The sequence below is a fragment of the Rhodohalobacter barkolensis genome (assembly GCF_002834295.1).
Lineage (GTDB): Bacteria > Bacteroidota > Rhodothermia > Balneolales > Balneolaceae > Rhodohalobacter > Rhodohalobacter barkolensis.
In genome coordinates this window covers 45,806-65,378 of sequence record NZ_PISP01000001.1, presented here as the reverse complement: position 1 = coordinate 65,378, position 19,573 = coordinate 45,806, and the positions used below count along the sequence as shown (strand labels likewise).

General features: G+C 42.9%; 17 protein-coding genes. 1 reads left to right on the top strand and 16 read right to left on the bottom strand.

Features of this window, described 5'->3' with window-relative positions; translation table 11 throughout:
• Window positions 1-10: 10 nt before the first annotated feature.
• From CWD77_RS00245 to CWD77_RS00190, 12 genes are all read right to left on the bottom strand, one after another.
• The gene (locus CWD77_RS00245) at window positions 11-544 is read right to left on the bottom strand and encodes an OmpH/Skp family outer membrane protein (RefSeq protein WP_101071191.1); all 534 of its coding nucleotides are present in this window, start codon (window positions 542-544) and stop codon (window positions 11-13) included.
• Between the two features lie 12 nt (window positions 545-556).
• Complete coding sequence (gene bamA, locus CWD77_RS00240) at window positions 557-3,061, bottom strand: outer membrane protein assembly factor BamA (protein WP_101071190.1); 2,505 nt, start codon at window positions 3,059-3,061, stop codon at window positions 557-559.
• Window positions 3,062-3,080: 19 nt separating this feature from the next.
• The gene (locus tag CWD77_RS00235) at window positions 3,081-3,908 is read right to left on the bottom strand and encodes an isoprenyl transferase (RefSeq protein WP_101071189.1); all 828 of its coding nucleotides are present in this window, start codon (window positions 3,906-3,908) and stop codon (window positions 3,081-3,083) included.
• Between the two features lie 69 nt (window positions 3,909-3,977).
• A complete protein-coding gene (ribH, locus tag CWD77_RS00230; RefSeq protein ID WP_101071188.1) occupies window positions 3,978-4,460 on the bottom strand; it encodes a 6,7-dimethyl-8-ribityllumazine synthase in 483 nt (160 codons plus the stop codon).
• A 2-nt stretch (window positions 4,461-4,462) separates the two neighbouring features.
• Entirely contained in the window at window positions 4,463-5,314 is an 852-nt protein-coding gene (locus CWD77_RS00225) for a PHP domain-containing protein (protein WP_240596571.1), read from the bottom strand.
• A gap of 2 nt (window positions 5,315-5,316) precedes the next feature.
• On the bottom strand, window positions 5,317-6,936 hold the full coding sequence (locus CWD77_RS00220; protein ID WP_101071186.1) for a S41 family peptidase: 1,620 nt from the start codon (window positions 6,934-6,936) through the stop codon (window positions 5,317-5,319).
• A gap of 19 nt (window positions 6,937-6,955) precedes the next feature.
• Window positions 6,956-8,932, bottom strand: coding sequence for a LysM peptidoglycan-binding domain-containing protein (locus tag CWD77_RS00215; RefSeq protein ID WP_101071185.1), 1,977 nt, complete (start codon window positions 8,930-8,932; stop codon window positions 6,956-6,958).
• Between the two features lie 85 nt (window positions 8,933-9,017).
• Window positions 9,018-10,718 (bottom strand): NAD+ synthase, encoded by a 1,701-nt coding sequence (locus tag CWD77_RS00210; protein WP_101071184.1) that lies wholly within the window; start codon window positions 10,716-10,718, stop codon window positions 9,018-9,020.
• A 3-nt stretch (window positions 10,719-10,721) separates the two neighbouring features.
• Window positions 10,722-12,392, bottom strand: a complete 1,671-nt coding sequence (locus tag CWD77_RS00205) for an amidohydrolase (protein ID WP_101071183.1) — start codon at window positions 12,390-12,392, stop codon at window positions 10,722-10,724.
• 44 nt (window positions 12,393-12,436) lie between these two features.
• Entirely contained in the window at window positions 12,437-12,913 is a 477-nt protein-coding gene (locus CWD77_RS00200) for an NUDIX domain-containing protein (RefSeq protein WP_165779035.1), read from the bottom strand.
• Window positions 12,910-14,550 (bottom strand): CTP synthase, encoded by a 1,641-nt coding sequence (locus tag CWD77_RS00195; RefSeq protein ID WP_101071181.1) that lies wholly within the window; start codon window positions 14,548-14,550, stop codon window positions 12,910-12,912. The genes CWD77_RS00200 and CWD77_RS00195 overlap by 4 nt, the downstream gene beginning before the upstream one ends.
• Before the next feature lie 191 nt (window positions 14,551-14,741).
• The gene (locus CWD77_RS00190; protein ID WP_101071180.1) at window positions 14,742-15,086 is read right to left on the bottom strand and encodes a hypothetical protein; all 345 of its coding nucleotides are present in this window, start codon (window positions 15,084-15,086) and stop codon (window positions 14,742-14,744) included.
• Window positions 15,087-15,162: 76 nt separating this feature from the next.
• On the opposite strand from CWD77_RS00190, the gene rlmB reads away from it, so the two are divergent.
• Window positions 15,163-15,912, top strand: coding sequence for a 23S rRNA (guanosine(2251)-2'-O)-methyltransferase RlmB (gene rlmB / locus CWD77_RS00185; RefSeq protein WP_101071179.1), 750 nt, complete (start codon window positions 15,163-15,165; stop codon window positions 15,910-15,912).
• Window position 15,913: 1 nt separating this feature from the next.
• Here rlmB and CWD77_RS00180 read toward each other — a convergent pair whose 3' ends face one another.
• The 4 genes from CWD77_RS00180 to ndk all read right to left on the bottom strand — a co-directional run bounded on the left by CWD77_RS00180 (window position 15,914) and on the right by ndk (window position 19,523).
• Complete coding sequence (locus CWD77_RS00180) at window positions 15,914-17,122, bottom strand: SPOR domain-containing protein (RefSeq protein ID WP_101071178.1); 1,209 nt, start codon at window positions 17,120-17,122, stop codon at window positions 15,914-15,916.
• 129 nt (window positions 17,123-17,251) lie between these two features.
• Window positions 17,252-17,701: a hypothetical protein gene (locus CWD77_RS00175; protein ID WP_101071177.1), complete on the bottom strand. Its 450-nt coding sequence runs from the start codon at window positions 17,699-17,701 to the stop codon at window positions 17,252-17,254.
• 10 nt (window positions 17,702-17,711) lie between these two features.
• A complete protein-coding gene (locus CWD77_RS00170; protein ID WP_101071176.1) occupies window positions 17,712-18,953 on the bottom strand; it encodes an exo-beta-N-acetylmuramidase NamZ family protein in 1,242 nt (413 codons plus the stop codon).
• A 138-nt stretch (window positions 18,954-19,091) separates the two neighbouring features.
• Complete coding sequence (gene ndk / locus CWD77_RS00165; protein ID WP_101071175.1) at window positions 19,092-19,523, bottom strand: nucleoside-diphosphate kinase; 432 nt, start codon at window positions 19,521-19,523, stop codon at window positions 19,092-19,094.
• Window positions 19,524-19,573: the final 50 nt, after the last annotated feature.

Sequence of the window (19,573 nt, the reverse complement as noted above, 5' to 3'; positions counted from 1 at the left end):
TTTATAATCTTTAATTACTTGATGAATCTAACCCTAATTCTAACATCACATCTTCGGTTAGGTTCCATTGCTGGCGTACAAACAGAAATCGAGAGTCTTGTGCACGGTCAAAAACGAAGTCAAAATCTTCCCTTTCAGCTACGATGTTTAAGGCATCAAATATCTGCCTTTGTATGGGTTCAAGCAACTCTTTTTGCCGTGTAAAATATTCACCATCCGGCCCAAATCTAGTTTCGATCAACTGATCCAGCTCTTCCGCTTTCATTTCAATTTCCTGAGCTCTTTCTTCCCGTATATCGTCTGTGAATAAAATTTCCCTGGCTTCAAAATCTTCTCTCATCCTTTCAACTTCATCCTCAAGTTCACGAATCTCTTGCCGCCAGTTTTCACTCAATAAGTTCAACCTTTGTTCCACTCCACTGTATTCAGGCATATTTTGCATGATTACTTCAGAATCGATAAACCCAATTTTTTGATTTTGGGCTATCGAGACATCATAACCTGCCAGAAGAAAAATTATTGTGAAGTAGTGAAATTTCTTCATCTGAATGAGTTTCTAAAATGGAGCTCCGATATTGAACAGGAATTCCCATTCACCCGGTCGCAGTCCGGATCCTTCGTTTGAGGCCGGTGTACCGTCCATTCTGTAACCGTAACTCAGATCTACAAGACCCAAGATTGGCAGGAATATCCTGGCACCGAATCCGGCTGCTCGTTTTACTTCAAAAGGATCAAAACTGTTTAAGTCCATAAATGTATTTCCTGCATCAACAAACGCATAAGGTATTAACTGTATCTGTTCTGATGATACGGCAGGATAACGCAGCTCGAGGGTATATTTATTGTATACACGTCCGCCAATCAGATTTTGATTCTGATCCAGCGGAGAAATTACACCGTTAAAGCCGCCGGGAAATCCACGAAGGTCTACGTTGTCATTCAGGAAGTTTTGACGCTGCTGTATTTGAGTACCTCCAAGGAAGAATCTCTGAAAATTACTCTGCCCGCTGCTGCTCAAATACCCCATATAACCGTACTCAGCACCGGCACTTAAAACAAGTTTCCCTGTAATTGTATGATGGTGCTGGTACTTCGATTTGATCTTGTAAAACTGTTGGAAATCCGGAAGCGGCAATGCAACCTCACCCGAAATACTGAATTTAGATCCAAAACGTGGTGAAATTGGATTGTCTGTAGAATTCCGTTCAATTTCATGTTTCACCGTCATCAAGTCTGCACGACCATCTTCAAATATTCCACTAAATCCGGAAACATTGAAGTGATTATAGGTTAATACGGTTCTTTGCTGGAAATAGTCATCCGGCCACTGTAATCTTCGCCCTAAACTTACACTGGCTGAAAACAGCTCATTTCTTCTATCCGGCTGCTGAATTCCACCAAAACTGCGATTGTTGTTATAATTCAGGAAATCGTACGACAAGCTAACACCCAACGAAGTAGGTCGACCTCTCAGCCACGGTTCTGTAAAACTGAAGTTGTAACTTTGATAGCCACGTCCGGTAACTTGTACTCCAAGGGATAGTTTTTGACCGTCGCCGGAAGGAATTGGATTCCAACCGCCCGGCTCGAACATTCGTTGAACAGAGAAGTTGTTAAAGTTAACTCTTGCAGCAAGGATAATCCCGATCTGACGACCACCAAATCCACCGGAGAACTCAAAGTTATCTGTTCCCTGTGTTTCATCAAGCTGATAATCGATGTCTACTGTTCGGTTTTCACGATCGGGCTGTAGGTCAGGTTGTATCCCTTCCGGATTGAAATAGCCCAACTGTCCGAGCTCACGTATCGATCGAATAATTGCTGACCGGCTGTACGTTTGTCCGGGAACGGTTCGTAACGTTCTTCGAACTACATCATCATGTGTTTTTGTGTTCCCCGAAAATTCAACTTCTCGAATGGTGGCAATTTCACCTTCAACAATCTCAATGTTTAAGTCCAGTGAATCTCCATCAACAATTTCTAAATCGGGATAAAATTCAAAAAACAGATAACCTACATTTTGGTAAAGGCTTAAAATGTCTTCCTCATCACGGCGACCTGTAAGGTTTTCATCAAATTTTGACTCATTGAATATGTCACCGGTTTGAAAACCCAGGGTGTTGGTCAGTTCCTGATCAGTATAAACCGTATTACCTTCCCAGTTTATATTACGCACCCGATACTGTGGACCTTCTTCGATTTCGATATCGAATATCACACCGTCTTTATCTCTCCTCCAGTCATCAACATAAACCGAATCTTCCAGTACCCGAACGTCTCGAAAACCGCTATTCCGATAGAACTCCAGAACATTTTGTATGCCCTCTTCATATTCATCCTGAGTATATACGTGGCGCTTAAAAATTCTCCACCAGCGATCCTGTTTAATGGTATTAAAACTTTTTCTCAACTTGCGATCACTAAACTCTTCATTACCTTCAAAGTTTATTTCTCGAACTTTGACTCGCTCGCCAGGATCGATCTCAAATGTGAGTGAAATTCTATTTCGCTCATCATCACTCATTTCCTCAACAACATTTACCTCGGTATTCCAATATCCTTCCTCTCTGTAGTACCGATGGATTGTGTTGACAGCCTGTGTTCGTACGGAGTTTGTTACGGCAAATCCGGAAATTAAATTCAGACGCTCACGCAAATCTCTTCGGTGAGATCGTTTACCCCCAACAAGTTCAAAGCTTTCCAAACGCGGTTGCTCCTGCACTTTAATATGGATTCGCACGCCTCCGGATACCCGTTCGTGTTCAATCGAAACGTCCGAGAACAGACTGGTTCGGTGAAGCCGGCGAATGGCTTCAGAAATTTCTTCACCGGGAATGTTGATCCGGTCCCCAACACGAAGCCCGCTACTGCTGATCAAGTAGCTTTCCCGAGCTGTTACAATACCTGAGACGGTAATTTCCTGTATTTCGTATTCAAGGGGAGATATTGAAGTCGGGTCCTGGATTGTAAAAGTCGAATCCTGTGCAAAACTTTGATTGATGGATAGTAACCCGATAAAAGAGACGATTATGCAAATGTAGAGTCGTTTGTATTTGACCACGTGATAGATAATTACTTCTTTAAGAGATAATTTTATTTATAACTGCTGCGGATAACTTTTTTGTATATCCGTTTTTCACGTTCCCGTACCTACGATCACGCTTTTGATAAGAATTTATTGCCTGATACAACTCATTTCTTCTAAAATCCGGCCAGTATGTCTTTGTAATGTAAAGTTCTGAGTAGGCAAGTTGCCACAGTAAAAAGTTACTGATTCTATACTCGCCGCTCGTTCGGATAATAAGGTCAGGATCAGGAATATCTGCAGTTGAGAGATATGAACTGATTAAGTCGTCGCTGATGTCATCCGGAGAAATTTTCCCCTTGGCAACATCCTGTGACATTTTTTTAACGGCCTCCGTGATATCCCATCGCCCCGAATAACTCAACGCTAAACAGAGCTCCAGGCGATCGTTATCCTTTGTCATCTCAATCACATCTTGCAATTGATTCTGACAACTTTCCGGTAGACGGTCAATCTGGCCGATCGACGTTAACTTGATATTATTTTTATGAAGTCTTTCTGCCTCATTCTTCAAAGAATTTACAAGGAGCTTCATCAACCCATTGACTTCTGCTGACGGACGATTCCAATTTTCGGTTGAAAACGCGTAGAGAGTAAGATGTTTAACACCGATCTGAGCGCTACTTTCTGTAATATCGCGTACAGATTCCACTCCGGCTTTATGGCCGAATAAGCGAATGTTTCCTTTATCCTTGGCCCATCGCCCGTTACCATCCATGATAATTGCGATATGGTTGGGTATGGAACCGGAAGATTTAACCTCCTCCTGGAGCTTTTTGTCCTCTTCGCTCTGAATTGTATCTGTCAGTGTTAGTGGTTCCAATGCAATAATTTCATGAGGTGTTTCAAGCTTTAAAAAATAGAGCTAAATGATGCGATTTTCAAGAGCTAATTATAAGCCTTGTTGAATCAGAGCTTCTTTCAGCTGAATCATTTCAATAACCGAGAGCGCTGCTTCCGCCCCTTTATTGCCTTTGTCCATGCTGGCACGTTCGGTTGCCTGCTCTACGGTATCGGTTGTCAGAACACCAAATGCCACCGGTATGGAAGAACTCATATTCAAATCGGTGATCCCCCGGGTAACTGCATCACAGACATAATCGAAGTGAGGTGTGCCTCCTCGAATTACAGCACCGATTGCAACTACGGCGTCCACATTCAGGTGGTCAATGCAGTATTTGCATGATAAAGGTAATTCAAACGATCCCGGGCAGCGCATAGTAATCAGGTTCGAATCTGCAATTCCTTTTGCTTTTAAAGCCGTAACCGCACCTTCAAGCATTTCATCAGTTACAAAGGAGTTCCACTTTGCAGCTACCACAGCCACCTTTTTCCCATTCAAACTCGATTCTGATTTCTGTTTTATTTCGGGCATATTTAGTTATTCATTCTGGTTAGTTCGCGTCTTCTTCGGGCCATTCTTTTTAATGACATAACGTGCTGATCTCCAACAGTTACAATTCCAAAATAGGGATCATAATCCTTTTTCCCTTTTCCATGAAAATCACTTCCACCCGTAATCAGCAAATTATCCCTTTCTGCAATTTTTGAAAACGACCTCTGTAAATTAAAATTATGACTCGGATGAATACACTCAAGTCCATCAAGCCCAAGCGCCATTAATTCATCAATTTCACTCTGCGTGTAGAGTGGCCCTGGATGAGCAAGAGACAATACACCACCTGCTTTTTTAGCAATCTTCACCAGCTCTTCAACGGAAACATACATCGTTTTAATATGACCCAGCTTATCAGTAGAAAGATAGCGAATAAATGCTTCCGCCACTGAGGCAACGTACCCTTTGTTGATCAATACGGAAGCCGCATGTGGGCGACCAATATTTCCGGGACCCGCCTCTGCTCGAACTTCATCCATAGTGATATCCAGACCTTTGCTTTGGAGCTTTTTCACAATTCTCTCCATACGCTTAACACGGGATTTTTTTTGATTCAGCAGCATTCGGCGAAATTCCTGGTCATCTTCATCAAAACAGTACGTTAAAATATGTACTTCTCTCTTGTTCCAGACTGCCGTCACCTCTACACCCGGTATCAATTCAATTCCAAGTTCTTTTGCTTTTTCCTTTCCCTTCAGATACCCTTTTATCGTATCGTGGTCGGTTATGGAGATGATTTTTAATTTTTTCTCGAATGCTTTTTCAAGAAGTTCTTCCGGAGTGTAAGCCCCGTCCGATGCAATTGTATGCGTATGTAGATCTGCTTTTCCCAAAATTACGGTTTTAATATCGACTCGTATCGTCCTCTATCCAGAATTAATTCCAGCGATTGCTGCACATCATTGTCCAGCTGCAACAGAGAGTGTTGTCTTTCTTCGCCATCCATCGTTTGTGAAATCCACTCTCTTTGAAGTTCATTTTCAATGTATTCCCGGCTGTCATAAATTTGAGCAATTTTATAATCACGAAGCATTGCTTTCAATTCAGATATATTCTCTTCAGCGTCCTCTTGTTCCACAATGTCCCGGAATTGCCGCTCCAGTTCTTCAATATGCTCATCTGCTGAGGTATAAAATGTAAATCCTTCTTCAATTAACTCCTGAACAAATTCTCTGTAGAGTGATGTCGGGGCTTCTCCTGAATCAAAACCGCTGTTTCTCAGTTTTTTATTTACATAGAAGAAATAATAATTATCCTGTTTCAAGGCTACGTCCAGTTGTGATGGAATATTTTCTTGACCCAGTACATCCGGTTCAATGCCATTCCCATCTCGTACATCCCTCCCATTGCGAGTTTTAAATGTACGGATTCCATTATCCTCATCCTGGTACTGAATGGATTGAATACTTCTACCGCTCGGAATCAGGTATTTCGATACTGTAATTTTCAATGATGTGTTATAGGATAGTGGCCGTATCGTTTGCACCAATCCCTTACCAAAACTCTTTTCACCGAAAATCACAGCTCGATCTAAATCCTGTAGTGCCCCCGCTACAATCTCAGATGCACTGGCACTTCCACTATTTATCAGTACTGTAAGAGGAAGATCTTCAAACAGTGGTGGTTCTTCAGTTGCATACACGCTATTCTGGCTTTCAAAACGGCTTCGGGTTTCTGCAACTGTAATACCCGGTTCTAAAAACTTATCCACTACTTCTACCGCTTCATTCAACAAGCCTCCCGGATTATTTCTCAAATCCAAAATCAATCCGTTTAATTCTGATTGATTTTTCAGATCAAGTAAGGCTTCCCGCAACTCTTCGCCGGTTTGGTTTCCAAACCGATTGAGTTGAACATATCCAATACTGTTCTCAGCATCTGCAAATCCATAATAACTGATGTTCTTCACCTCAATTCTTTCCCGTTCCAGGGTAAATGAAATGGGCCGATCCACTCCCGATCGTTCAATTACAATCTCTATTTCTGATCCTACATCGCCAATGGTTAATCTTTGAACCTCTTCGGGCGTTATGTCTCGAATTTCCACACCGTTAATTTCTTCAATTACGTCACCCGGCCGAATCCCTGCTCTTTGCGCCGGATATCCATCCATAGGCGCAATAACTACAATTCGATCTCCTCTAAATCCGGCCTCAATCCCAATTCCGCCATACGAACCCGAAGAAATTATTTCCAACTGCTGCTGCTCTCCCTCATCTACAAATACCGTATAAGGGTCAAGCTCTGAAAGCATCCCATTGACAGCATTCTTCATCAATGTTTCCGGACTCACCTCATCTACATAGCGAATAGCAATCTCTTTGTAAGCATCACTAAAAATGGTCATCTGCTTTTTTATTTGAAAAAACAGATCATTAGCCTGTACAAATGCAGTGGTAACAATCAAAAAAGCTGCAATTAGCAGTATATATCGTCTTTTAAATGCAGCTTTCATGAACTTCTTTTAATTGTACTTATCTTCTGATTGTAAGCGACTGGCCTGCGTAAATTGTAGTTCCACTCAAATTATTTACTCTCTGAATTTCAGCTACAGATACACCGTGTCTTCTGGCAATACTTCCAAGGGTATCATTTCTTCTTACAGTGTATTGAATACTGTCGGATGGATTTGTGGAACTTCCATCAAACCGAATTGAATAAATATTTTCACCGGCTCTCTGTCTGCGTTCAACCTCTTGTTTTTGGGCGTAGCTCAGATCATCCACTTGTGCAAAATAATCACTTTGCTGGGTAGGAACATGAATGGTGAGTCTTTGTCCCACTCTAATGGTGTTGTTGCTTCCATTCCATGAACGCACTTGCCATGCCCGCACATCAAACCATTCGGCAACGTGCCCTACGGTATCACCACTTTTAACCGTGTAGGTTACCGGAGTTGTGTTTGGTGGAGCCTGAGGTTGCTGCGTTGTTCTTCTGGTATTGGAAGATGAGCTGTTGGTTGGCCGGTTTGAGGCAATTTGCTCCTGCGAACCCGGAGCTACAGGTACAACAATTCGTTGCCCCGGATGAATGGTGCTGCTCAATCCTTCATTCGTTTCAAAGAGTGAACGGACAGATGTACCATATCTTCTGGCAATATACCCAAGGGTTTCACCACTGCTAACGGTATGCATTGCAACTTCTGATGCACGTGAATCTTGTGGAATTTCCTGATAGGCTGCCAAAAACTGCTCCTGTATTCCGGTTGGTATTTTTAGGGGATATTTCCCGCCCGGAGGTGTTGCCCATCGAAGCAACTCTGGATTATAATCTTTTATCTCCTGCAGTGTAATACCGGCAGCTTTTGCAAGTTCTTCAAGCGGCATCAAACCATCCACTTCTACTACATCATAAGAGTAGGGAGTAACATCAAAATCGTTTTCGAACCCAAACTCATCCGGATTCATTGCAATCATAGTTGCGGCGATATATCCGGGCACATATCCACGTGTTTCACGGGGCAGATAAGGGTAAGCAGCCCAGTAATCTTCAACTCCACCGGCTGCACGAATCGCTCTTCTCAGACCTCGCGGACTTAAGTTGTAATTCGCTAATGCCAGATGCCAATCTCCCCAAATATCATGCAGATCCCGAAGGTGCTGTGCTGCTGCTCTGGTTGCTTTAATTGGATCTCGACGTTCATCAACCCACCAATTTGCTTCAAGCCCATAAACGGCACCTGTAGCACGGATAAACTGCCATAACCCAACTGCGCTGGCCCAGCTTCTTGCTGTTGGAACCAGACCACTCTCAATCATAGAGAGATGAATTAATTCCGTAGGAACTCCTTCGTCTTCAAAAATTTCACGCATCATCGGAAAGTAATACTCCGACCGCTCCAACCAACGCTCCATTACATCTGGTCGACGAAGTGTGTAATACATCAGATGCCGGTTTACATGCTGGTTCTGAACCAGAGGCACTTGAGTTTGATTGATCGTTAAATTATCCGGAAGCGCATAGCCTTCTGCAATCCAATCATCCTGCTCTGAGAAAAGTTCTTCCTGAATCTCAAAAACATCTCCCTCTACTTCACGTCGAGTCTCCGTAATTCCGTAAAACTCGCTGTGTTCTGCCATCACCGTTCGGTAAAGTTCTGCAAATCGTCGATTGTTCTGAACTTCGGGATATTCATCCATCAGAGACTGAATGGCTCCAAACGCCTGGTTTATATAAGCCTCTGTCTGCACTAAATCTCCCTGTACCTGAGAATCAATTGCAAGCACTTGAATCCTGTATACATCTGAAATTCTTCTTAGAACCTCTTTATCCAGTTCAGTCTGCTCTCCAAGGGTTTCACGCCTGGGTTGTTCTTGTTGGGTCTCTGTTAAAGGGTTAGAATAGGGTAAGAGTTTTACCGGAATCTCGATTTCATCTGTCCGGGTAGAGTCCTGAGCAAATAATGGTTGAGTAATAAAAAAGGTTAGCAGCAGAAGTACCGTTTGCTTCATTGGGTATGCAGTTAGAAGTTTTAGAATATTTTAAATTAACGATTTCATCAGTTATTCGGAATTATCGAATAAAAATAGCAGGATATCATTGGTTTTCGAAATTACCCCTATTGGCTGTCCATTTTTGAACAATGGGCCAACGCCTTCCGCTACCGAACGATTTTGAACCCAATTTAAGTATGGGAACGGCCTGATTTCTTTTAAATTCATTATAATCAACAAGTCTGAGAATACGATCCACAACTTTTTCGTCAAATCCTTCATCAATGAGTTCTGATCTGCCTTTTTGCAGTTCCAAATATTGATAGAGTATTGCATCAAGAATGGCGTAATCCGGAAGGCTATCACTGTCTTTTTGACCAGGCCGCAATTCAGCGCTTGGCGCTTTGTTTATTATTGCCTCAGGTATCACTTCACTTCGATAATAAGAGCTGTTCAACCATTTGGCCATCTCATATACTTCTGTTTTGTATAGATCACCGATCAGGCTAAGTGCACCATTCATGTCTCCGTAAAGGGTAGCGTAACCAACAGCATACTCCGATTTATTACCGGTAGCAATCAAAAAGCTGTTCGTCTTATTAGCGTATGCCATCAATATAGTTCCCCTAATTCTGCTCTGAAGATTTTCTTCGGTCACACCAAAAGTATTATCCTCAAAAACCGGCTTCAGTGCCGACCGATAATCCTCAAAAATAGACCGAATCGGAACTTCAAACAGCTCTATTCCCAAATTTTCGGCCAGCTTTTGAGAGTCGGTCACACTGCCTTCACTCGAAAATTCTGCCGGTAACGTAATGGCCTTTACCTGATCGGGTGAGAGTGCCTCCACCGCCAGCGCACATCCGACCGCAGAGTCAATTCCGCCACTCAAACCAAATAATACCTGATCTGTCACACCTGTTTTACGGATGTAATCACGGAGACCCAGTTTGATGGCCTCAAGCTGTCGTTCTTGTTTTAATCCGGGATAGATCGGCTGTTTCTCATTTTTATTGATGGATTCAACAGATCCATCTTCAGCATTTAATACAACATCTGTAGAGTCGGGCCAAAAGGGTTCTGTTCTGGCCACTACATCTCCCGACTTTGTGATCGCCATGGAGTCACCATCAAAAATCACGTCGGTGTGAGCACCAACCTGATTGCTATACAGCAACGGAAGACTAAGGTTTCTGGCATGATTCTGAAGCATCTTTACACGATTCTGATGTTTTGTATTTGTGTAAGGAGATGCCGAGATGTTAATAATTACATCTGCACCCAAATTTTTTAATTCTCGAGCAGGATTAACCGGATACGTATGGTACTGAATTTCGTTTTCGTTGTACCAGATATCCTCACAAATGGTTACACCCAGTTTTAAACCTTTAAAATCGATACATCGAAATTCCCGGTTGGGTTCAAAATAACGCAGATCATCAAAAATATCGTAGGTGGGTAGCAGGGTTTTATGAACTGTATCAAGAACTTTTTGGTCTTGAGCCAGTAGTGCAGAGTTGTACATTTTCCGGCCAAATTCTCCATCATTTTGCGTGATGGACCCGAATAGAAGAGCTGTCTTGCCCGTCGATTCAACAATTTCCCGGTTTGTTTGATAACACTTCTGCCTGAAAGCAGCCTCCTCCAACAAGTCCTCAACCGGATATCCCGTTACCGTCATCTCCGGCAGGATCAAAAGTTCGATACCATCCTTCTGGGCCTGCTGAAGTGCATTTAGTATTAGTGATTTGTTTCCGGCCAGGTCTCCAACCGTTGGATTTAGCTGCTCAATTCTAATCTTCATTGTCTACTGCTGATAAACTTTTTCTCCGGCTACCCATGTTTCTAAAACTTCTGCTTCCCAGATCTGAGAAGCATCCACTTCAAAAATATCTCTGTCAATCAGGATAAAATCTGCCCATTTACCGGTTTCCAATGTACCTAAAACATCTTCCTGATGAGCTGCATAAGCGGCATCGCGGGTAAAAATTCTTAGAGCTTCCACACGGCTGAGTCTATGCTCGCTGTACCATCCGCCGGGAGGCATTCCACCGTGATCCTGGCGGGTAACTGCCGAGTACAATCCATAAAACGGATTTACATTTTCTACCGGAAAGTCTGAACCGCCGGCAATTACTGTTCCCTGATCTAAAAAGGTTTGCCACGCATAGGCGCCTTCCATTCGCTCTGAACCAACACGGTCTTCTGCCATATTCATATCACTGGTGGCGTGTGTTGGCTGCATGGAAGCAATAATGTCCAGCTCTACAAATCGCGGAATATCATCAGGGTGAACAATTTGAGCATGTTCAACACGGTGGCGCAGTTCAGACTGATCTCCCAGTTGTTCCTGTGCGTACTGAAACGAGTTTAAAACTTGCCGGTTTGCTGCATCACCAATGGCGTGAATATTCATCTGAAATCCATTGGATGCACCTTTCAGAACCATCTCATTCAGCTCTTCCTGATCATAAAAAAGAAGTCCGTCATTGCCGGGATCATCATGATAGTGTTCAATCATAGCTGCTCCGCGACTCCCCAATGCACCATCAGCTGAAATTTTCACACTCCGGAGTGCAAGAAGATCGTTCGCATAGCTTTCAATAGGACCATTTTCTGCAAGTTCATCAAAAATATCTCCTGTACCTCCAATCATTGCGTAAATTCTGGTAATCAGCTTGTCATTATCTGCAAAATCTTTATACATATCCCAGGTGTCTACATCAATTCTGGCATCATGTACCGATGTTAAACCGTGTTCAGCCATCACCTGTAGAGCCAGTTCAAAGGCCTGTTCATTTTCTTTTTGTGTTCTTTCCGGGATATGCTGTGTGATGTACGACATTGTAGCATCTACGAATATTCCGGTTGCATCGCCAAATTCATCCCGTACAACTCGTCCGCCTTGTGTATCGGGTGTATCCCGGCTGATGCCTGCAAGCTCCATTGCTTTACTGTTGGTCCAGGCTGCATGCCCATCCACACGCGTTAAATAAACCGGACGATCCGGAACAACACTGTCGAGATCTTCAGCTGTTGGAAACTCATTCTCTTCCCACAGTACCTGATTCCATCCACGCCCACGGATCCACTCCAAATCAGGGTTATCCTCGGCATATTCACGAATCATTTCCAACGTTTCTTCCAGGGAATCGACACCCTGAACATCAACATCCAGCTGTTGATAGCCAAGTCCCATAACGTGAACATGAGCATCAATCAACCCGGGAATTAACGTTTTGCTTTCACCGTCAATGGTATTGAATCCTGCCAATTGCTGCTGCAGATCTGCCAGATTCCCGGTTGCTACAACCTTTCCCTCTTGTACAGCAATAGCATCAAATGTGATCAGCTCCTGATCTTCTCCGGCTATCGTGTATCCGTTTACATTATGCATGATAAACCCATTTTCCTGTGATGTACAAGCGGTTGCCACAAGGAAAAGAAGGATTATAAAAAGTGATTGTATCTTATTCATATATGTCGATGTTATGGTTTGGCTTAACTACTCTATCAAAGATTTCAATTCTCACTTTTATAGAATGTAATCTGATCATCCAGATATTTTTTTGAGTTCAGCTCGTCCCGGATAAACTCCGGTACGATTTGAATATGCTTCAATTCACTGAAAGGTATAAAACGAACATCTCGAATCAACTGATTTGTTTGAGTGTGTTCGGGGTCATATCCCGGTTTCAATTCACCGGAATAACTTTCCACCAAAAAATAGAGTTCCATGGCATGATAGGGATTTTGGATATACTCATTTATATACTTGAGTTTAAGTCCGCTGATCCGAAGATTTGTCTCCTCAAAAAACTCTCGCGTCAAAGCATCTTCGGCAGACTCTCCTGTCCTTACTCCACCACCGGGTGGAATCCATACCGGATGTTTTCTGGCAGGAACGTTTTGTTCTACCAGTAGAATCTTCTCTTCGACTACAAGTATTCCGCAAGCCCTTACTCTAATCCTGTTTGAGTAAGGATCCTGATGGGTCACAGTGCTGCTTTTTCTGCTTTGCCTTCCAGCGATACAGAACTGTTTTCCACAGCAGCTTTTATAAACTTAACAAAAAGCGGGTGTGGGTCGTAAACGGTACTGCGCAGTTCGGGATGGAATTGTACACCCACAAACCAAGGGTGGTTTTCCAATTCAATAATTTCAACCAGATTTCGATCCGGATTGATACCTGTAATCTTTAAACCGGAACTCTCCAGTTTATCACGAAGCTCATTATTTAGCTCAAAACGGTGGCGATGACGCTCTTCAATCAACTTCTCACCATAGGCTTCAAATGCTTTTGAGCCTTCTGCAAGTTTACAATCGTATTTACCCAGCCTCATGGTGCCGCCTTTATCTTCAACATCACGCTGTTCCGGCATAAAATCAATAACAGGGTAAGGTGTCTTTTCATCAAATTCTGTACTGTTGGCACCTTCCATACCGGCACAGTTACGGGCATATTCGATGACAGCACACTGCATTCCTAAGCAAATGCCCAACATGGGTATTTTATTCACGCGGGCATACTTCACGGCTGCCAGTTTTCCTTCAATTCCGCGTCCTCCAAATCCGGGTGCAACCAATATGGCTGATACACCGCCCAATTCAGAAGCCACATTCTCTTCTGTTAAATCATCCGATTGAATCCACTCAATATCAACACCGGCGTTGTTCATGGCACCGCCGTGAATCAAGGCTTCCACAATTGATTTGTAGGCATCGTGATGCTCTACATACTTACCTACAAGCGCAACCTTGATTCTGCTCTCAGGATTTTTAATCCGGTCAACAAATTCCACCCATCTGTTCAGATCCGGATTTTTGGTTGGTAACCCGAGCTTTTCAATAACACGCCGATCTAATCCCTCTTTTCTCATCAAAAGGGGAACTTCATAAATTGAATCGGCATCAAGTGAAGCAATCACATCCTGATTTTCAACATTACAAAATTGAGCAATCTTACTTCGGATAGAATTGTCCAGCTCATATTCTGAACGGCAAACTAAAATATCAGGACTCAAACCACTTTCAGATAGTGTTCGGACGGAGTGTTGGGTAGGTTTCGTTTTTAGCTCTCCAGCCGCTGCTAAATACGGTACGAGTGTTAAGTGTATGGATAATGTGTTTTTTCTCCCAACATCATATCGCAGCTGACGCATTGCTTCTATGTAGGGAAGGCTTTCAATATCACCAACGGTTCCGCCCACTTCTGTGATCACAACGTCATAATTATCACTTTGGCCAAGCTTCAGTACATGTGATTTAATTTCATCCGTGATGTGAGGAATAACCTGAACCGTTTTACCGAGATACTCACCCTTTCTCTCTTTTGTAATCACGTCGTAGTAGATACGCCCGGTGGTCACATTGTTTTCCTGTGATGTTTTCACATCGAGAAAACGTTCGTAATGGCCAAGATCCAGATCAGTTTCTGCACCATCATCGGTAACATAGACCTCACCGTGCTCGTAGGGGTTCATTGTCCCGGGATCTACATTGATATAGGGATCCAGTTTTTGGATGGTTACCCGCAATCCCCTGGCGACCAGTAGTCTGCCTAAAGATGCGCAAATGATTCCTTTACCGAGTGATGACGTTACACCGCCTGTGACGAAAATATATTTTGTGGACATGTGTGATAGGAACTTGTTGTGGGAAAACTGAAAATAGGAGGCTACCACATGCCATTCAAACAAAAAAGGAAAAAGAAACAGAATTTTTTAAAAAAGTTTACAGACTGCTCTTTAAACATGATTCGAACCAAGCATTCTAATAAATGAATGCCCAGAGGGGAAATGTATAAGTTCGAATCGCGTAACTGTAATTAATTTTGCGAATTAATTACTCGTCGAATAGACTGGTTGATCAAACTTTCGAATGACCTTTTTTTGGCAGACGTAAAATAGAACAGCAGTACACCAAACATACAGGAAACGCTTCCGGCAATACTCAAAATTGCAGAGAGCCACGTTGGCGTGATCATGCCTAGTACAGACACAGTTATTAATGCTATTCCAGTTAAGATTTGTAAGATTCCGGCTAGATTTTGAATGATGACGTCGATATTGCTTACAATCGGGTGAACATCGTTCGAATGAGGACCCGTTGCATGCCCCGGTAGTAGTTGAGAACCCTCGACATCTTTTGATTTATTTGATTTGTCGATCATTTTATTATCAATTTAATTGAGAACACATTACCATTATACAAACTGTATCCAATTAACAAAATATTCCTCGGAATTCGTGCAAAATTCTAATCATTACATCTATGGCAGAAACCCAGTTGAAGAACAACTTCAAGAGGGTGCAGAGAATGTTGACAAAATCTATATCAGAAAAGGATTACAGCACTCTCAGATTGCTAACATACTAACTCTTGCATCTAATAACCGAGTGCCGGTGACGGAAGTTCCCGGTAATAAACTGTATGAACTGGTGGGGGGTGTTAATGATCAGGGAATTGTTGCTTCCATATCTCAGGCGGAGTATCAGGAATTTGAAGAGTGGCTTGAAAACATTTCCCCCGACCAAAGCACGGCCGTTTTACTTTTGGATGAAATTGAAGACCCACACAACTTTGGGGCAATTTTACGCACAGCTGCCGCGGCAGGCATAACGGCGGTCATTGTACCTAAACACAGGCAAGCACCGGTCAATGCTGCCGTTTTTAAAACCAGCGCCGGTACAGCCGGACGAATCCCAATTGTAAGAGCTGTAAATTTGAACCAGGCTATCCTTTCCCTGAAAGAGCATAAATTCTGGATCGCCGGTCTGGATCAAAACAGCGATACCATGGTCTGGGATCAAACCTACGATGTGCCTATGGCTTTTGTGATTGGCAACGAAGGTCGTGGAATGCGTAAAAAGACGGGAGAACATTGCGATTTTCTGCTCTCCCTGCCCATGATGAACAACGTCGAATCTTTGAATGCATCTGTAAGTGCCGCCCTCGTTTGCTATGAATGGCGCCGACAGAAAATTCAAAGCTCATGAACTATTCAGCAGATCTTGGAAATGTGATGATGAATGATTCTTCGTAGTCAGAAATCATCAACTGCATAACCCTGTTCGCCTCTCTGTATTGTGGAAACGGCCCTATTATCACACGGTTGAAATCATCAAACCGATGTATGAGTACTTTATCGGAGGGATCATCGATATCTCCTTCAAGTAATTCAACCAATTTCTGTCTTGTCGTTTCTGCATTTTCCCGGTTTAGCAAGGAGTAGACCTGAACATAATGTCCGGGTTCCGGTTGATCTGTATAGAATCTGTTCACTTGAGCCTCCATCTCTTTGATCCGCTGCTCTTCCCGCCAGTTGTCTGCGAAAATTCTTGCTTCTTCTCTCTTCTGCATCATAGCGTCTTCAGCCTGATCGATTCTTTCACGCAGCTCTTGTTCTCTTTTCTCCCTCTCCATCAGCTGCTCTTCAGTAGGCTCTTGTACCGGCTCTGCTTCTGTTCTTGTCAATGGTTCATCCTCAACCTCTGCTTCTTCCGGCTGAGGCGTTATCGTTGTTCGTTCCCGAGCCGGTGGCCAAGAGGCAAGTTTTCCCCCGCCGGAACCAAAATTAATTCGTATACCCCCGGTTACAGATGCAAATTGATCTGAACTCCCGGAACCTGCCAATCCATCCAGCAAATCACTCCCGGCAGCATTGTAATCGTATTGAATAAAAAGGTCTGCACCGCGAAACAGATAAAAGTTCATACCCGCACCGGCTGTGGCCAAAAGTGACAAATCTTCCGAATTAAGATCCTCGGATTCCAGCTGGCTTCTAATCATGCCTAGTCCAAACGATAGATATGGATTTAAAAATCTTGAGTTTACATTAAATAACCCATTCATATTGGTTATTCCTTTTACGGTCACACTGAAGAAATCATTTTCATAAGCGGGGTCGAAATCATACTGATTTGTGAATTTCCCGGATTGAAAGCCTATATCCAGTGACCACGCCCGGCTAAATGCATATTGGAAACTTCCTGTATAGATCTGTTTTCGAAATGAGGGTGTGTTAAAATTACCGGCTAATCGGCCTATAGCTCCATCTCCAGCCGAACCGTAAGTTACTCCCGAACCAACAGTGAAACTCACTTTCTTTGGTGTAATCTGTTGAGCATCAGATTCTGTGGGAACGGAAATAAGAATGATCAATAAAATCATAGCTACTGACCAAAAACGGAATAACTTTCTCTCCATAATTTACCTCTGCCGGTTAGTTAGAAATTTTGGGTGTTAAACTCTTAAAAACACTGTTTCCCTTGCAGATAATACTAAAATATCTGCCAATTTTTGACTTTTTTAATTTAACCAACTGACAATGTATTCTTATAAATAGTTCAGCTCTTCCCTAATCGCTTGAACCAGTTGTTCAGGTTCATTTGTCCCGATGCGAGTAGCTTTTCCATCTTTTTGTATAACCTTTACTGCTTTCAATCCTGAAACGTTGTACAGCCAACCTTTAAGCGGATTCCACCTGAAGCCCACACCCTCAAGCGGATTTGTTTTCACCTCTGAGACATCGCGTATCTGTTCGATTGGTATTCGATATTTCCAAACACCGGGTCCAAAATACCAAATTAACTCACGGCGGTTTACCTGAACCGTCAGGCTTGAAAAGTTGATAAACAACAGTAGAAACAGAAGAAGAGCACCATTCAGGATTGGCTGTTCAGCTGGGTTGATCCCTCCGGAGAATGTAATCACCGAAAGGAAAATCAGTACAATCCCAAAAACCAGGATCGTAAAATACCCGATTTGTGTGTTTTTATATCCCATTTAACATTCCCTAATTATAAATCAGGTATGGTTTACGCAGCTCCATAAACGACTCCGTTTCAAAATTGATTTCTTGCGGACTCACTTCACCTGATAGAACTCTATCAATATCTCCGGAACCTGCAAGGTTGTACAGAAAATTATTCACTTCAGCTTCCGGTGTTGCCTTTAATAACACCCTGAATATTTCAAGTCCGGTTCTTACAGGATCAAAGTCAAACCCCAAAACTTCTACCTGAACCCCAAAACTCTCCAAATCCATGTGCTTTGGTGTAGCCGCTACTCCGGGAATAGATCTGGGCGTAAAAGTTAATGAATTGATCTGAAGCTGATCAGATATTTCATTTAATGCTCTAATGGTATCTGCGGGCAGTTCTGTTTCGGGATCTCCCAAAATCAGGAACGGCTCATCAGTACCGCGCCCTTCGCTCATACTTGTTCCTTCAAAAAAGACGGTACCGGGATATAGATATGCCTGCTCAAACGTTGCCAAATTAGGTGAGGGTGCAACCCACTCCAAGCCGGTTTCGGGCCAAATCATTTCCCGCTGCCATCCATCCATTTCAATCACGTTGAGATCAGGCGTTGACTCGAATTGCATCCATTCTTCTCCGACAATCATTTGAGCCATCTCTCCCATTGTCAACCCATGTGTAATGGGTATTGGATACGGACCCACAAACGATTCAAACTCCTCTTCTAAAATCCAGCCGCTTACATAATTTCCTCCCAAAGGATTCGGTCGATCGAGCACCCATACCGGAATACCGGACTCAGATGCGGCTTCCATTACCAAACCCAACGTTGCAATGTAGGTGTAAAATCGCGCTCCGACGTCCTGCATGTCAAACAGCAGAAGATCTACATGACTCAGCATCTCAGCAGTCGGTTTCCTTGTAGAACCATACAGAGAAAAGACAGGTAATCCGGTTTGCTGATCCACTCCGTCTTCAATCTTTTCTCCCGCTCCGGCCTCTCCCCTGAACCCGTGTTCCGGCGCGTAGAGTGCCTGAACATTTACGCCTCTTGCCATCAGCGTATCCAGCATGTGCGTTTCTCCGATCCGGGAAGTCGGATTCATGACCAATCCGACCCGTTTCCCCTCCAGTTCATCCAGATGATTTTCAATCAGCATTTCTGCTCCGGTACGAACCATCTGTTTCTGATTGGTTGAAGCATCTTCACAAGAGATTAAGGTGACCAGAAAAAAAGAAACGGAAATAGTATATGCTGTTAATTGAATTCGATTCATATTTGTTAATTCGTGTTTACTATCAGTTCGTATCAAAAATGGTAAACAAGCTGATATTTTGCAGATTTTCTTTCACAAATAAAAAAGGGCGAAGTTTTCACTTCACCCTATCAAAATCTTTTAAGCAAAAAGATCTGTTTAAGCTTTGTTTGCAACCACTTCTGATTCGGTAAAGAAGTAAGCGGCTTCAATTTTTCCATTTTCTACAGAATCTGAACCGTGAACCATGTTTTCTCCAACACTGTCTGCAAAGTCTGCACGGATGGTTCCCTCATCAGCTTCATCGGGATTCGTCGCTCCAATCAGAGTTCTGAAATCTTCAATAGCATTCTCTTTTTCAAGGATCATAGGAACACAAGGACCACTGCTCATAAATTCAACCAGCTCACCAAAAAATGGTCGCTCTTTATGTACAGCATAAAATCCGCCGGCGGTTTCTTTTGTTAAACGAGTCATTTTCATCGCTACTACTTTAAATCCTGCTTCCTGAATTCTACGGGTAACTTCGCCAATTAAATTCTTGCGAACACAGTCTGGTTTTAAAATTGTGAGGGTTCTTTCTACAGCCATTATTTTAATTTTTTTGTAACAATTGTCGGTTTTAGTTCTCTTTTTACTAC